The organism is Arthrobacter humicola (genome assembly GCF_022803015.1).
Classification (GTDB): Bacteria; Actinomycetota; Actinomycetes; order Actinomycetales; family Micrococcaceae; genus Arthrobacter; species Arthrobacter humicola_A.
In genome coordinates, this window is sequence record NZ_JAFKON010000004.1 from 231302 (window position 1) to 246377 (window position 15076).

The following is a 15076-nucleotide window of genomic DNA, read 5'->3' on the forward strand; positions in this document are numbered from 1 at the left end:
GGGCAGCGACATTATTGCCGGCCACAGCCCAAACAACCCAAACAGTTCAAAGTATTTTTTGCACTATTTATGATTAAGTGCAAAAATACACTCCATGGGAAACAGTGCAATTACTTCGGGGGGCCTCCGCGAGCGCAAGCGGGCCGCAACACGGGCGGCGATCACCGCCGTCGCGCGTTCCCTGACCGCCGAACGCGGCCTCAGCGGCTACACCGTGGAGGAAGTCTGCGAGCGCGCGGGCATCTCCCGCCGGACCTTCTTCAACTACTTCCCTGCCAAGGAAGACGCGATCCTGGGCCACGTCGACGACGACCTTCCCGAAGAGGTGGTGGCCCGGTTCATGGCGGGCGGCGCGGGTTCGCCCGCTGGGGAAATCTCGGCCTCACTCCTCGCCGACCTCGTACGCCTGTCCCTTGATCTGTCGGAGCGGATGAGCGGCTCCGAGGAAGAGACCCGCCAGCTGATCGGGGTGATCAAGAAGGAGCCCCAGCTGATGCTGAAGATCATCGGCGCCACCGAGGAACGCGAGGCCGACTTCGCCCGGCTGCTCGCGGCCAGGGAAGGCGTACCTGCCGATCATCCCGTAGTCCGCATGGCCGTGGTCCTCCTGGGAAACATCGCCAGGAAAACCAGCGCCGACTACTTCTCCGAGGGCAACGCCCGCCCCTACAAGGACTTGCTGCTGGAAAACATTGCAGCAGCCCGCATGCTCTTCTCCCTGCCGTTCACCATGTCCCAGTTCGACACAGTCCACTTCGACGGAGTCGAGTCAAATACTGTCCAGCCCAACCCTTCCGAAGGAGCGCAATGAGCGCCGCCGTCAGCACCAAGCCAGCAGCCGAGCCGCTGCTGCTGACCCAGAAACGCATCTGGATCATCTTCTCCGCCCTCATCGCGGGCATGCTGCTCTCCAGCCTTGACCAGACCATCGTCTCCACCGCCATGCCCACGATCGTCGGCAAGCTCGGCGGCGTGGAACACCAGGCCTGGATCACCACGGCCTACCTGCTCGCCACCACCATCGTCATGCCCATCTATGGAAAGTTCGGCGACATCCTGGGCCGCCGGAACCTGTTTCTCATCGCCATCGGCCTCTTCACCCTCGCCTCCGTCGGATGCGCCCTCGCCACGGACTTCTGGGGCTTCGTGGTCTTCCGCGCCATCCAGGGCCTCGGCGGCGGCGGCCTGATGATCCTGTCCCAGGCCATCATCGCCGACATCGTTCCGGCCAAGGAGCGCGGCAAGTACATGGGCCCGCTGGGCGCAATCTTCGGCCTCTCCGCCGTCGCCGGCCCGCTGCTGGGTGGTTTCTTCGTGGACCACCTGACCTGGGAATGGGCCTTCTACATCAACATCCCGATCGGCATCGCCGCGTTCACCATCGCCTGGTTCACCCTGACGCTGCCGAACAAGAAGGCAGAGAAGCGGATCGACGTCCTGGGCGTGCTGCTGCTCTCCGCAGCCACCACGTGCCTGATTTTCTTCACCGACTTCGGCGGCAAGAAGGACGAGGGCTGGGATTCGCCGCTGACGTGGGCGTTCGGCGCCGGGCTGGTGCTCGCCGCTACGGCCTTCATCCTGGTGGAGCGCCGGGCCGAGGACCCCATCATTCCGTTGAGCCTGTTCAAGAACCGCATCTTCGTGAACTCCACTGCCATCGGCTTCACCCTCGGGCTGGGCATGTTCGCGGCGATCGCTTTCGTCCCGACCTTCCTGCAGATGTCCTCCGGGACCTCCGCCGCCGAATCCGGCCTGCTGATGCTGCCCATGATGGTGGGACTCATGGGCATGGCCATCGTCTCCGGCATCCGCATTTCCAAGACCGGCAAGTACAAGATGTTCCCGATCCTCGGGGCCATCCTGACCATCGCGGCAATGCTGTGGTTGACCACGCTCACGGCCGCCACGCCCATCTGGGTCATCTGCGTGCAGCTGTTCGTCTTCGGCGCCGGCCTGGGCTCGATCATGCAGGTGATTGTCCTGGTGGTCCAGAACTCGGTGCCGGCGGACCAGATCGGCACGGCCACGAGCACCAACAACTACTTCCGCGAGGTGGGCGCGTCCCTGGGCGTCGCGGTGTTCGGTTCCATCTTCACCACCCGGCTCTCCGAGTCCCTGACCAATGCCTTTACCGGCGCCGGGGCCTCAGCTGAGCAGGCGTCGCAGTCCACCCGGACGATGGACCCCCAGGTCCTCAGCCAGCTCCCGGCGCAGCTCAAGGACGCGATTGTCAACGCCTACGCTGATTCGCTCGCCCCCGTCTTCTGGTACCTGCTGCCGTTCCTGGTCATCGCCCTGATCCTGGCTCTGACCCTCAAGCAGATCCCCCTGTCGGACACCGCCGGCATGGTGGCCCGCGGCGAAGCAGTCGGCGGCGAGGAAGCCGAGCGGCTCGAGGCGGAACGGGCGGCAGCCCGCCACGCCGCCGACGCCGCGGAGCCCACGGGACCGGAAGGGCTTTCAGCCCACGGCAACACCGGTGGGTCCGGCCACGACGACGAGCTCACCCGCCTGCGCGGCTGACGGTCCGGAAACGGCCCGGCAGCAGCCGGTGAGTGCCGGCAGGGGCGCCGCAACCTTTGGGGGTGCGGCGCCCCTGCCGCGTGCCGGGCCGGTCAGCGCCGGCAGGCCGGGATGGCCGTGCCGTCAGCCTATCCGGCCGTGGGCAGCATCATGGCGGCGGTCGTGCCGGCCAGCATGAAGGGCCCGAAGGGAATGGCCGACTGCAGCGTCCCGCGCCGCGCGGCGAGCAATCCGAGACTCCACAGCCCGCCGAGGACGAACGCCGCAAAGGTCCCCGCCATGACGTGCCCCCAGCCCAGGAATCCCAGGTACATTCCCAGGACGCCCGCGAGCTTCACGTCGCCGAATCCCATTCCCGGCGGATAGACCGCGTGCAGGAGAAAGTAGAAGAGCCAGAGGGCTGCCCCGCCGGCCAGGACACGGAGACCCGGAATGCCGAATGCCCCGGCGTCCGCTGTGCCGGCCACGTCCTGCCCGCCGGGAAGCAACTGGCTGGCCGCCGCCCCCAGCAGAAGGACTCCGGCGATCCCATAGGAGGGAAAGACGATCCTGTCCGGGAGCAGGTGGTGCCGGACGTCAATGACCGTGAGCCGAACGGCCATCACGAAGAAATACGCACACGCAGCCAGGGCAAGCCAGAAAGCCAGCGGGTTGGCGGCGCCCAGGATGCCGAGTCGTTCGATCACCCTCGGATGCTACTTGATATTCGTCCGGCCCGGCGGTCCCCGCGCGTAAACTGTGGATATGGCCGCATGGGACAGCACGAACCGGCGCGGGCCGGACGCGCCCCGCGGCCCGGCGGAGAAGGCCGCGGCCTTCCGGAACCTGTGCCGGTCATCGCCCTGGAAGTGGCAGTCGCTGAGGTTCGAGTACCTGGACCGGCCGCTCACGGGTTCCTCGGGGTCCCCGGCGGCCCCCTCCCCCGGCGACCTCGTCAGGGGGTGGCTGCGCCGGCCCGGTGCCTTGCGGCTGGAGACTGCCGACGGCCTGGTCATCGGCAGCACCACCGGCATCAATGATTCCCGCGGCGGCTTCTATATCAGCTCCACGAGGAAGACCTGGCTCCTGCCCCCGCACTTGGTTACGCCGGTGTACGACGACGACGGGCTGGTGCGCCGCCGCCCGGAGGCAGCTTATGGCGAGCCGTCGTTCGGCAACGGCAGGTTCGCCGCCGTCCTGGACCCGGTCGAGCTTGCGGGGAACGCCCCCGTCCCGTTGGAGTTCCCCAACTCCAACGCAGTGGAGCTTGGCCCCATCACGGAGGTAGACCACGAGGGCCGGCCGGCCCTGGAATCGACGGTCAGCCCGAACCCCTCCTACCGTCCCGCCGATCCCGGAGCCCCGCTGTGCCGTCCGGGACGCACGCTGCTGAGGATTGACGCCGGCACGGGCGTCTGCGTTGCGAGCCGCTGGCTGGACGCGCCCGGGACCGGCTCGGAGCAGGACGGCTACGGGCACTGGCTCCGCATCCTGGGCGTCGACGAATACATGCTCGATGACCTGTTCCTGGCCGAATCGATGAACCTCACGGACGTCCGGCGCCACATCAGCTGGGACGTCCCCGCGGAGTAGCCCGGCCGTGACTCGCATCCGCCCGCCGGCCCCGCTAAGCTTCCTGCGATGACTGAACCCGCCGACTACTGGCCCCCTTTCGGCCTGAGCCTGACCACGCCGCGCCTTCAGCTGCGCCCCATCCGCGACGCGGACATTCCGGCCGCGGTCTCAGCCGCCCTGAGCGGCGTGCACGAGCCTGGCCGCAGCCCCTTCAGCAGGCCCTGGGCCGAATCCCCCGCTGAGGAGCTCGGCCCGAACATGGCGCAGTGGTACTGGCGGTGCCGCGGGAACATGACACCGCAGGACTGGACACTCCTGCTCGGCATCTGGCACGAGGGCGAGTTCATCGGATGCCAGGACATCGCGGCCAAAGACTTCGCCACGCTGAAGACGGTCACCACGGGCTCCTGGCTGCGGCAAAGCGTGCACGGCCAGGGCTTCGGCAAGGAGATGCGGGCCGCCGTCGCCCTCTATGCCTTCGACTGGCTCGGCGCCGAAGTGGCGGAATCCGAGGCCGCCGCCTGGAACCAGCAGTCCCTGGGCGTCTCACGCTCCCTCGGCTACGAGCTCAACGGCGTCACCCGCGCTGCCTGGGGCGGCAAGGCCCAGGAGGTCCAAAACGTCCGCCTCACCCCCGCCACCTTCAAACGCCCCGACTGGGATCTCGGCGTCGAAGGCCACGAAGCCTTCGCGAAGTACCTGGGCATCCACCCGTAGCAGCCCCCAAGCGGGGCCGCGGCGCCCGCCGTCGCTGAGACGCCTCCTGTCGCTTCCGTCGCTGGGTTGCCGTGGTTGTGGGTGCCGTGGTTGTGGGTGCCGTGGTTGGGTTCGCCGGACCGCCACCTTTCGCCGTCGCTTAGACACGACGCATGGGACCCGCTGCGGTCGCTGGGCGACCTCCGGGGATCCGATGCGCCGCGATGCGCTCCTCTACGAAAGACGGCGACCCGGCTGGTGGGCGTCTCAGCATCGCGGGGCAGCGGTGTCCCGCTAAGGAGCGCATCGCCGACCAAAGCGAAGCGAAGGTCGCCCAGCGACCGCAGCGCAGCGACGGGAGGTGTCTAAGCGACGGCGGGACGCCGCTGCCCGGCGAACCCAACCACGGCAAACCCAACCACGGCGAAGAGCCGTGGCCCGGCGAACCGGACCACGGCCCTTCGGCAGGAGGGTGATGGCCTAAATCTCCGCCCCCTCCAGCAGTTCCGTCACGAGGGCTGCGATCGGCGAGCGCTCCGAGCGGGTGAGGGTGATGTGGCCGAACAGCGGGTGTCCCTTCAGGGTCTCGACGACGGCCGCCACGCCGTCGTGCCGTCCGACCCGCAGGTTGTCCCGCTGGGCGACGTCGTGCGTCAGGACGATCTTGGAGTTCTGGCCGATCCGGCTCATCACTGTCAGCAGCACATTCTTCTCCAGGGACTGCGCCTCGTCGACGATCACGAATGCGTCGTGCAGGGAGCGTCCGCGGATGTGCGTCAGCGGCATGACCTCAAGCATGCCCCGGTCCATCACTTCCTCCACCACTTCCTGGCTGACCAGCGCGCCCAGGGTGTCAAAGACCGCCTGCGCCCACGGGTTCATCTTTTCCGCTTCGGACCCGGGCAGGTAGCCGAGTTCCTGGCCGCCCACCGCGTACAGGGGCCGGAAGACGATCACCTTGCGGTGCTCCCGGCGCTCCAGGACGGCTTCGAGCCCGGCGCACAGGGCCAGTGCGGACTTGCCGGTGCCGGCCCGGCCGCCGAGGGACACGATGCCGACCGACGGGTCCATCAGGAGGTCGATCGCCAACCGTTGCTCGGCCGAGCGGCCGTGGAGTCCGAAGACGTCGCGGTCGCCCTTCACGAGCCGGACCTGTTTGTCCGCCCCTACCCGTCCGAGGGCCGAGCCGCGGCTGGACAGCAGGACCAGCCCGGTGTTGGTCGGCATCTCGGCCGCCGCCGGGATGAATACCGGCTCGTGCCCGTACAAGGTGGCAACCTCGTCCTCGCCCGCGTCGAGCTCGGCGACGCCGGTCCAGCCGGAGTCCTTGACGAGTTCATTGCGGTACTCGTCGGCCAGCAGCCCCATGGCCGAGGCCTTGACGCGCATCGGCAGGTCCTTGGACACCACCGTCACGTCGCGGCCCTCGTTGGCCATGTTCTTGGCCACCGCGAGGATGCGGCTGTCGTTGTCCACCCCGCGGAACCCGGCGGGCAGCACCTCGGCGGAGATATGGTTCAGCTCCACCATGAGCGTGCCGCCGTCGCCCAGCGGGATGGGACGGTCCAGGCCGCCGTGCTCGAGCCGCAGGTCATCGAGCAGCCGGAGGGCTTTGCGCGCAAAGTATCCCAGCTCCGGGTCGTGGCGCTTTCCTTCGAGCTCGGTGATGACAACGATCGGCAGGATGACCTCGTGCTCGGCGAAGCGCAGGAGGGCCCGCGGATCGGAGAGCAGGACGGAGGTATCGATCACGAAACTGCGGGCCGTGCCCCGGCTCCCTGTTCCTTCCCCGGAAACAGCAAGACCGGCCGCCGCGGAATCCGCTGCACCGGTCTTTGAGGTGGCTCGCTTGGCGCGAGAGGTAGCTTTCTGTCCCTGATCGGAAATGACGTCGGGCAGTTGCTCAGAAATAGCCACATCGACTCCAGCCCCGGGGCAATGCCCGGAATTGTTATTGGTGAGGCGGCTCGGCCTGGAGGCCGGACGCGGCCTCCCATACACCCGGTGCGAAAATCCGCTCCATGTACTGGCCTCCCCGATCGGCCGGCGAATTGCCTGCCGATGGGATTAACGTACGTCTCCGGGGGCCGGTTTGTCCGATAATTTTTCGGCGATTCTTGTTGCCGTCTTGTGAATTCCGCGTGAACCGCTCAGGCGCCGAAGCGGCGCTGCCTGCCGGCGTAGTCGCGCAGGGCGCGCAGGAAATCCACCTTGCGGAACGCCGGCCACAGGGCCTCGCAGAAGTAGAACTCACTGTACGCGCTCTGCCACATGAGGAATCCGGACAGCCGCTGCTCCCCGGAGGTCCGGATCACCAGGTCCGGATCCGGCTGGCCCCGGGTGTAGAGGAAGCGCGAGATGTCATCCACGGTGAGTTCATCGGCCAGTTGTCCGATGTCCGCTCCCCGGGCGACGGCGTCGTGCAGCAGTTCCCGGACGGCGTCGACAATCTCCCGCCGTCCGCCGTAGCCGACGGCGACATTGACATGCAGCCTCTCCTGCGCGGGCGTCCGGGCCGTCAGGTTGTTCAGCCGCTCGGCGAGGTAGTCCGGCAGCAGTTCGGGGGCGCCCATGGCGTGCACCGAGATGTTGGCGTCCTCGTCCAGCCGGTCCAGGGTGTTGGCGATGATGCCCATCAGGAGGTCGAGTTCCTCGCCGGAGCGGTTCATGTTGTCCGTAGAGAGCATGTACAAGGTGACCACCTTGATGCCCAGCTCCTGGCACCAGCCGAGGAATTCGTGGATCTTGTCCGCACCGGCCTGATGGCCCTGGCTCGTGGGGGCGTTGAACTGGCGGGCCCAGCGCCGGTTGCCGTCGACCATGACGCCGACGTGGCGCGGGATCCGTTCAGGATCGAGGGAGCGTTGGAGCTTGCGCTCGTAAAAGCCGTAGAGGAATCCGGGCATTTCCATCCGGAGATTCACCTGGCTTCCTTGAGGTACTTGTTCAGTGCACATCCTAGGCTACCTGCCGGAGGGCCGTGCCGGGTGCAGCTCCGTCACAGGACAACCCCGGATGGCTTGTTACTCACCGGTAACTTACTATGGCGTAGGTTATTATTACGGCATGGAAAGCAACAGTTCGGAGCCCCGGCCGGAGCCTCCGGCGAAGCGGGCAACCCCGGTGGACGACGCCGCGGTGCGCCTGGCTGAACTGCTGATGATCAAGCCCAAATGGCGGGGCTGGATCCACACCGTCACCGCCCCGCTGGCGCTGGCCGCCGGGCTGGTGCTGGTGATCCTGGCGCCGCCGGACCTCAAGGTGGCCTGCGCCGTATATGCCGTTACCGGGGTCCTGCTGTTCGGCGTCAGTGCCGTCTATCACCGCGGGAACTGGTCACCGCGCGTGAAGATCGTCCTGAAGCGGCTGGATCATACGAACATCATGCTGGTGATCGCCGGCAGCTACACGCCGCTCGCCTGGGCCCTACTGGACCGGCAGCAAGCCGAAGTGCTGCTCTGGGTGATCTGGTCCGGGGCCATCCTCGGCGTGCTGTTCCGCCTGCTGTGGACCAATGCCCCGCGGTGGCTCTACGTGCCGATCTATATCGCCCTCGGCTGCGGCTCGCTGTTCTATCTGCCGGACTTTTTCGCCGCCAACGCTGCCTCGGCGGTGCTGATCTGCGTCGGCGGGGTGCTGTACATCACGGGAGCCGTGTTCTATGCGCTGAAGAAGCCGAACTTCAGCTACGAACACTTCGGCTTCCATGAACTGTTCCATGCGCTGACGGTCTTTGCCTTCGCCGCGCACTACATCGCCATTGCCATCGCGGTCCTGGGCTGACGCCGGCTGCGCTGATTCTCCCCACCTTTGAAACTGCGACGCCGGGACTCGCCGGCAGTCCGGCCCGACACGCCGGGCGCCGGCTTCAATGGTGGGGAATTCCGGCGTCAGGGGTTGGCCCCCTGCTCAGCCGGGATGCCCTGCCGCAATGAGCTCGGGCAGCAGCCGCATGTCGGAAAAGACGGTGGTTCCGGGACCGGCCAATCGGGAAGCCGGGGTGACACCGCCGGCATACGCGAAGACGTGTATTCCCGCCGCCCGGGCGGCCCGGACGCCGTAGGCGCTGTCCTCGACGACGGCGCACCGCCCGGGAGCGGCGCCCTGGTCCGCCGCGGTGTGGAGGAACAGGTCCGGCGCGGGTTTGCCGTTGGCCACCTCTGTGGCGCTGTAGATGCGGCCCTGAAAACGGCTTAGCAGCCCGGTCTTGCCCAGGGTCCGGTGCATCTTTTCGTGGCTGCCGCTGGAGGCGACGCAGTGCGGCAGAGACAGCCGGTCCAGGGCGTCCTCGATCCCGTCAACGGCCTCGAGATCACGTTCAAACGCCTCCTGGTACCAGCGACCGTAGTCGCGGTCCCAGCCGTCGGCCAGCCGGATCCCGAGCTGCTGTTCGACGGCGGCCACAAAGTGCGCCTCGGACTTTCCGACGAACCGTTCCACGATGTCATCGAGTTCCAGCTCCCAGCCGAGATCGGCCAGCACGCGCTGGTCCACCCGGATGGCGATCACCTCGGAATCCACCAGCACACCGTCACAATCGAACACCACCAGCTCGAAGCCGTCCTGACCAGTCATGAGGACATCCTAGCCAGCTGCCCGCGCATTTCTTCGACGGAAGTCGCAGGGAGGCCGCAGACCATGCCGCGGCACAGGAACACCTGCGGGGCGCCGTCCGGGCCCGCGCCGCGGCCCTGCAGCAGGGGTACTGGCCGGGCGGCGCCGTCGTCCTGGACCGCGACCACCAGCCCGGGGCTGGCCGAGAGCAGCAGCTCCCGGTGCAGCACGGCCCGTTCCGGGGTGTCCGGTCCGGCGACGGCGGCCTCGATGGGACCGGCGAGGGCGGCCTGGGCGGTCGCGAGCAGCCAGCCGGCGGCGCGGGGTGCCTGGCCCGCAAGCGGAGGAAGCAGCAGGGCGAGGATGCTGGCCGCCAGGGTGCGGTGTTCGGACGAGCCGGAGAGGGCCGAGTGGGTCAGCAGGGCACCGGCCAGCGCGGCGGCGCCGCTGGGGGTGGCGCCGTCGAACGGTTCCAGGCCGTCGCGGCCGCCCTGGGCGGCCGTGACCTGCGCGGACTCCCCCGCAGCGTCCCTCAGGCCGCCGTCGGCCGCGAACCGCCTGCAGGCGGCGTCCAGAATGGCCTCGGCCAGCCCGTACCAGCGGGTGTGCCCGGTAACCGCATGGAGCGCGAACAGCCCTTCGGCGCACAAGGCGTAGTCCTCCAGTAAACCGCCGATTCCCCGCGCCACTCCGTCGTGGGAGACGCGCATGAGCCTGCCGGGGCCATCCGCCGCGGGCCGCCAGTGCACGCGCTCAAGATAGTCCGCGATCCGCTCCGCCGCGGCCACCAGCTCCGGGCGTGCCAGGACGGCGCCGGCGTCGGCGAGGGCGGCGACGGCCAGTCCGTTCCAGCCCGCCACCACTTTGTCATCCCGGCCGGGCTGGGGCCGGTTGCTGCGTGCCTGCGCCAGCAGCGGGCGCACCCGCTGCCACAGCGCGGCGTCCCCGCCGGACATCTCCCGGCCCGGATGCAGCGGCGAACCGCCGGCGCTCACGCTTCCGGGCATTCGGACGTTCATGAGGGCAGCCACGGCGGCGCCGTCGGCCGGGCCCAGGAGCGACTCAAGGCCGCCGGGAGTCCACAGGTAGCTGGCCCCTTCGGCGTGCACGCCGTCGACGACCGTGTCGGCGTCCAGCGACGATGCCAGGGCCACGACCCCGGTGTCCGGTTCCGCCGCAGGGCCCGCCACAGGGGCTGGAGCCGGTCCTGGCGCCGGGCGCGTCGCAGGTGCCAGCCCGAGGCGGGCCAGGAGCCAGTCGGCGGTAAGTCCGGCAATTCCGGCGGCCTCGGCCGCCGGGTACTCCGGCGTGCCGCCCAGCCGGACCCAGTGGACATAGACGCGCAGCAACTGGGCGTTGTCGTAGAGCATTTTCTCGAAGTGCGGAACGGACCAGTCCGCCGTCACCGAATAGCGGGCGAAGCCGCCGTCGAGCTGGTCGAACAACGCCGAGCGGGACATTGCTGCCAGGCACCGACCGGCCATGTCCCGGGCCGCCGTGGCGGTCTCCAGGCCCGCGGAGTCCTGGCCCCCTGCGTCCAGGTCCGCGGAGTCCTGGCCCCCTGCGTCCAGGTCCGCGGTCTCCTGGCCCGCGGTGTCCGGAGCGGCTGCCGGAGCGGCTGCCGGCGGCATGCTGTCCGAGGGCACTGCGGCGTGACGGACCAGGAATTCGAGCACGGCCGCGGGCGGGAACTTCGGCGCGCCGCCGAAGCCGCCGTGAGCCCGGTCCTCGGCGCCGGAGAGGGCGGTGACGGCTTCGGCAAGGAGCGCCGCGTCCAGGGCCCCGGGCGGCCCGTGCAGATGCAGGGCGGCTGCCGGCTGGGACGCCGCGATGCCGCGCGCCAGGGTGTCGGCGTTGGCCTCGACGGCGCCGCGGCGTTCCGTCCAGGCCTCGTTCACGGCTTCAAGGACCTGCCGGAAGGACGGCCGGCCCGGCATGGGCCGGGGCGGGTAGTACGTGCCGGCATGGAAGGCCCGGCCATCGGGCAGGAGGAAGACGGACATCGGCCAGCCGCCCTCGCCGCTGATCGCCTGCGTCGCTGTCATGTAGACGGCATCGACGTCAGGGCGCTCTTCGCGGTCCACTTTGATGGAGACAAAGTGGGCGTTCAGGTAGTCGGCGGTGTCCCGGTCCTCAAAGGATTCATGGGCCATGACGTGGCACCAGTGGCAGGCCGCGTAGCCGATTGAGAGGAACACCGGCACGTCCCGGGCGGCAGCTGCGGCGAAGGCCGCGTCACCGAACGGCTGCCAGTGCACGGGGTTGCCGGCGTGCTGGCGCAGGTACGCAGAGGGTTCCGCCGCCAGGGCATTCGAGGCCCCGGACGGCGGGTTGGGGAATCCGCGGTCAGCGGGTTCCGGGTCCCGCATCGCCGTTGACTTCCGGCCGGTTAACCGCGCCGTCGGACCGGGAAACCCCGCCGTCGGCGGGGAAGGCGGTGCCGTCGGCAGGGAATCCGGCGTCCCCGGCGGCCTCACGTTCGGCCTCCACCTGGGCACGGTAGCGGACCCGGCGGATGCGCCGCACCATGTCCACGATCAGCAGCGCGGTCAACACCACGATGAAGGCTGTCAGCAGGAAGCCCAGCAGACCCGGGGTGACCTGGTCCTCGGACAGGCCCGGGCGCAGCGACGGCGTAGGGGTCGGCGCCGGGGCTGTTGCGAGGGCGATGAGCAAGGAATGCACGGTGGGGAACCTTCTGTGGAACTGGGTGTCTTTACTGCGGTGACTCTTCTACAGTGCTTTGTCTACAGCATCTTTTCTACACTGGATAGAAGAGCCCTTTCGTCTCTATCTTAGCCCGGCGAAGAGGTCCGTTTCGGGCAGATCTACGGGGATCCGGGATTCGATCAGGGAGTAGTCCTCCCACGGCCAGACCTTGCGCTGCATGGCCGAGGAGACCGCGAAGAAGAATCCTTCCGGGTCCACCTGGGTCCGGTGTGAGCGGAGTGCGTCGTCGCGGGCTTCGAAGAAATCGCCGCACTCGACCTGGGTTGTGGTGGCGTGTGTCGGCGGCGGCGGGGTATGCCCCTCGGCGTCCGCTTCCAGCCACGCAGCGAGCCGCTCGGCATACGGGGACTGCAGGCCGGCCTCCTCCAGCGCGGAGTGGAGGGCACGGAAACGGTCCGGGCTGAAAGCGCGGTCGTAGTAGAGCTTGCTGGGCTCCCAGGGCTCCCCGGCGTCCGGATACCGGGCAGGATCGCCGGCCGCCGCGAAGGCCTCGACGGCCACCCGGTGCGCCATGATGTGGTCCGGGTGCGGGTAGCCGCCGTTCTCGTCATAGCTGAGGATCACGTGGGGCTTGAAGTCCCGGACCAGCCGGACCAGCGGCGCGGCCGCCCGCTCCAGCGGCTGCAGGGCGAAGCACCCGGGCGGCAGGGCCGGCAGGGGGTCGCCCTCCGGCAGCCCGGAATCGACGAAGCCGAGCCAGCGCTGCCGGATGCCGAGGACGTTCGCGGCGGCGTCCATCTCCAGCCGGCGTGCCCCGGCCATGTCGCGTTTGGGGTGCGGTTGCCCCTCCATCGCGGGGTTCTGGATGTCGCCGCGGGAGCCGTCGGTGCACGTGGCCACCAGGACTTCCACGCCTGCGGCGGCATACATCGCCATCGTGGCGGCACCCTTGCTGGATTCGTCGTCGGGATGAGCATGGACCGCCAGCAGACGAAGCGGTGCTGACGGGCGGGGGGATGCTGTCATCGTGGGACGGCTCCTCTTTCTGCTGTGCTGCCCTGTTGGGTGCGTCTGTTGGTGTGCGGCTTGGTCTGTGCGGCCAGCCGGAAATATCCCGGTCCGATCCACACTAAACTGGACTGGTGACTTCCGAGGACCAGCCTGCCGCGCCGGCACCTAACAGCCTATCCAATCGTTACGGCGGCCAAAAGCGCGCGCTGTCCCGCAAGGTCAAACGCAACATCCTGATCGCCGCCCTCGCCGTGGGCATTGCCTTTCTGGCCTGGGTCTCGACGTCGGCGGCCATCGGCGGCGTCAGCTACAAGGATGTCGGCTACAGCACCCCCGACGCCACGGTCACGGAAATCGACTTCCAGGTCACGAAGGACCCGGCAGCGGAGGCGAAATGCGCTGTGAAGGCCATGGACTCGAAGTTCGCGATTGTCGGCTGGAAGGTTGTGGACATCGGGCCGAACGCGGCCGATGCCGGCACGGACGGCGGACGCACCACAGCCCACCGCGCCCAGCTGCGCACGGAATCCCAGGCGGTCTCCGCCGTCGTGGACAGCTGCTGGATTACCGACGCCGGACAATAACGGGACCACAGGCCGCGGCAAGTGCCGGGCGGGCACACAGTGAAGCCGTCCGAGGCCGCCTGGGACACCGCCTGTAACACCGTGTGATCCACGCCGCAGTCCTCTTTGGTTTATCCACAGGATTGACTACAATGGATCAATACCTTTCCCCGCTGAGCTGGTTACTGCGTCATAAAAGTGGCCACCGTGGCGGGGTCTTTGCTTGTATGACCACCCAAAGGAGAAGTCCGTGTCTACCACCAACAGCGCAACTGCGGCTTGGCTTACCCAGGAAGCTTTTGACCGCCTGAAGGCAGAGCTGGACAACCTTTCCGGCCCCGGCCGGGCAGAAATCGTCCAGAAGATCGAAGCGGCGCGCCAGGAGGGCGACCTCAAGGAGAACGGTGGCTACCACGCTGCCAAGGAGGAGCAGGGCAAGATCGAGGCCCGCATCCGCCAGCTCACGGCGCTCCTCCGGGACGCCCACGTCGGGGAGGCCCCGGCCGACGACGGCATCGTGGAGCCCGGCATGATCGTCGTGGCCAGGATTGCCGGCGACGAGGAGAGCTTCCTGCTCGGCTCCCGCGAAATTGCCGGCGACTCGGACCTGGATGTCTTCAGCGAGAAGTCCCCCCTCGGCGCGGCCATCGTCGGCCACAAGGAGGGCGACAAGCTCAGCTACACCGCCCCGAACGGCAAGGACATCACGGTGGAGATCATCTCCGCCAAGCCGTACGCCGGCTGACACCAGCGACATAACAGCGACGCCGGTCTCCCCTCGCGGGGAGGCCGGCGTCGTGTTTTCCGCCCGTTGGCGGGGGCTGCTGGGGCCGGCCGGTTTGGCCGGAGTCCCCGGAGGTGTCCTCTACCCGGGTAGTCAGCGTCCCGCGGGCAGCGCCCCGGGACGCCTGGTGCTCAGCAGCAGCGCGGCTGTGATGCCGCCGATAGCCCCACCCAGGTGGGCCTGCCACGAGACGAAACTGGCCACGGTGGGCAGGATTCCGAACAGGATGCCGCCGTAGGCCATGAACAACACCACGGACAGGGCGATCTGCCACCAGTTCCGGTTGATGAAGCCGCGGACCAGGAGGAACGCGAAGAGCCCGAACACCAGCCCGGAGGCGCCCACGGTGACGCTGGCGCCGCCGATGAGCCACACCACGAGCCCGGATGCCAGCCAGCTGGCGGCCAGTGCGGTGATGAACACCCGGTGCCCGGAGAGGAACACGAGGAAGCCGAAGATGATCAACGGAAGCGTGTTGGACATCAGGTGGGCCAGGCTGGAGTGCAGCAGCGGAAAGGTCAGGATGTCCAGGATCCCGTCCAGGCTGCGCGGCCGCAGCCCGAAAGTGCGGTTCAGGGAGTGGAACAGTGCGGTGTTGAGGATCTCGATCAGGTAGAGCAGCACCACGAAGGAGCCGACCACCAGCAGTCCCCGGCGGGCCCGCACCGCGGTGGTCTCCCCCTCCTGCGGCTCCCCGCCCCCAAACGAGTCCATCACCATG

General features: G+C 68.3%; 15 protein-coding genes. 7 read left to right on the forward strand and 8 right to left on the reverse strand.

Features of this window, described 5'->3' with window-relative positions:
• Positions 1-94: 94 nt before the first annotated feature.
• Both ARTB_RS10730 and ARTB_RS10735 read left to right on the forward strand, forming a co-directional pair.
• Positions 95-811: a TetR/AcrR family transcriptional regulator gene (locus ARTB_RS10730; RefSeq protein WP_243179984.1), complete on the forward strand. Its 717-nt coding sequence runs from the start codon at positions 95-97 to the stop codon at positions 809-811.
• Complete coding sequence (locus tag ARTB_RS10735) at positions 808-2523, forward strand: MDR family MFS transporter (RefSeq protein WP_243179993.1); 1716 nt, start codon at positions 808-810, stop codon at positions 2521-2523. Before ARTB_RS10730 ends, ARTB_RS10735 begins: the two co-directional genes overlap by 4 nt.
• Before the next feature lie 128 nt (positions 2524-2651).
• On the opposite strand, the gene ARTB_RS10740 is transcribed toward ARTB_RS10735, so the two are convergent.
• Positions 2652-3209: a prepilin peptidase gene (locus ARTB_RS10740; RefSeq protein ID WP_243179995.1), complete on the reverse strand. Its 558-nt coding sequence runs from the start codon at positions 3207-3209 to the stop codon at positions 2652-2654.
• A gap of 58 nt (positions 3210-3267) precedes the next feature.
• On the opposite strand from ARTB_RS10740, the gene ARTB_RS10745 reads away from it, so the two are divergent.
• Together ARTB_RS10745 and ARTB_RS10750 are read left to right on the forward strand one after the other, a co-directional pair.
• A complete protein-coding gene (locus tag ARTB_RS10745) occupies positions 3268-4095 on the forward strand; it encodes a hypothetical protein (protein WP_243179997.1) in 828 nt (275 codons plus the stop codon).
• 48 nt (positions 4096-4143) lie between these two features.
• Positions 4144-4794 carry a GNAT family N-acetyltransferase gene (locus ARTB_RS10750; RefSeq protein ID WP_243179999.1) on the forward strand — a complete coding sequence of 217 codons (651 nt, stop codon included), beginning with the start codon at positions 4144-4146 and terminating at the stop codon, positions 4792-4794.
• 459 nt (positions 4795-5253) lie between these two features.
• Here ARTB_RS10750 and ARTB_RS10755 read toward each other — a convergent pair whose 3' ends face one another.
• A complete protein-coding gene (locus tag ARTB_RS10755; RefSeq protein WP_243180001.1) occupies positions 5254-6690 on the reverse strand; it encodes a PhoH family protein in 1437 nt (478 codons plus the stop codon).
• Between the two features lie 233 nt (positions 6691-6923).
• Positions 6924-7685 (reverse strand): isoprenyl transferase, encoded by a 762-nt coding sequence (locus tag ARTB_RS10760; protein ID WP_043436292.1) that lies wholly within the window; start codon positions 7683-7685, stop codon positions 6924-6926.
• A gap of 154 nt (positions 7686-7839) precedes the next feature.
• On the opposite strand from ARTB_RS10760, the gene trhA reads away from it, so the two are divergent.
• Positions 7840-8556 (forward strand): PAQR family membrane homeostasis protein TrhA, encoded by a 717-nt coding sequence (gene trhA / locus ARTB_RS10765; RefSeq protein ID WP_243180011.1) that lies wholly within the window; start codon positions 7840-7842, stop codon positions 8554-8556.
• 126 nt (positions 8557-8682) lie between these two features.
• Here trhA and ARTB_RS10770 read toward each other — a convergent pair whose 3' ends face one another.
• The 4 genes from ARTB_RS10770 to mca form a co-directional block, all read right to left on the reverse strand.
• Positions 8683-9348: an HAD family hydrolase gene (locus ARTB_RS10770; protein ID WP_243180014.1), complete on the reverse strand. Its 666-nt coding sequence runs from the start codon at positions 9346-9348 to the stop codon at positions 8683-8685.
• On the reverse strand, positions 9345-11696 hold the full coding sequence (locus tag ARTB_RS10775; protein WP_243180016.1) for a thioredoxin domain-containing protein: 2352 nt from the start codon (positions 11694-11696) through the stop codon (positions 9345-9347). The genes ARTB_RS10770 and ARTB_RS10775 overlap by 4 nt, the downstream gene beginning before the upstream one ends.
• On the reverse strand, positions 11674-12012 hold the full coding sequence (locus ARTB_RS10780; RefSeq protein ID WP_243180018.1) for a hypothetical protein: 339 nt from the start codon (positions 12010-12012) through the stop codon (positions 11674-11676). The genes ARTB_RS10775 and ARTB_RS10780 overlap by 23 nt, the downstream gene beginning before the upstream one ends.
• Before the next feature lie 105 nt (positions 12013-12117).
• Positions 12118-13023, reverse strand: a complete 906-nt coding sequence (gene mca / locus ARTB_RS10785) for a mycothiol conjugate amidase Mca (RefSeq protein ID WP_028277371.1) — start codon at positions 13021-13023, stop codon at positions 12118-12120.
• A 116-nt stretch (positions 13024-13139) separates the two neighbouring features.
• Here mca and ARTB_RS10790 point away from each other — a divergent pair, with 116 nt between their 5' ends.
• On the forward strand, positions 13140-13592 hold the full coding sequence (locus ARTB_RS10790; protein ID WP_243180020.1) for a DUF4307 domain-containing protein: 453 nt from the start codon (positions 13140-13142) through the stop codon (positions 13590-13592).
• A gap of 229 nt (positions 13593-13821) precedes the next feature.
• On the forward strand, positions 13822-14316 hold the full coding sequence (gene greA, locus ARTB_RS10795) for a transcription elongation factor GreA (protein ID WP_028277369.1): 495 nt from the start codon (positions 13822-13824) through the stop codon (positions 14314-14316).
• Between the two features lie 132 nt (positions 14317-14448).
• Here the strand turns inward: greA and ARTB_RS10800 are convergent, their stop codons facing one another.
• Complete coding sequence (locus ARTB_RS10800) at positions 14449-15075, reverse strand: rhomboid family intramembrane serine protease (RefSeq protein WP_243180029.1); 627 nt, start codon at positions 15073-15075, stop codon at positions 14449-14451.
• Position 15076 lies beyond the last annotated feature (1 nt).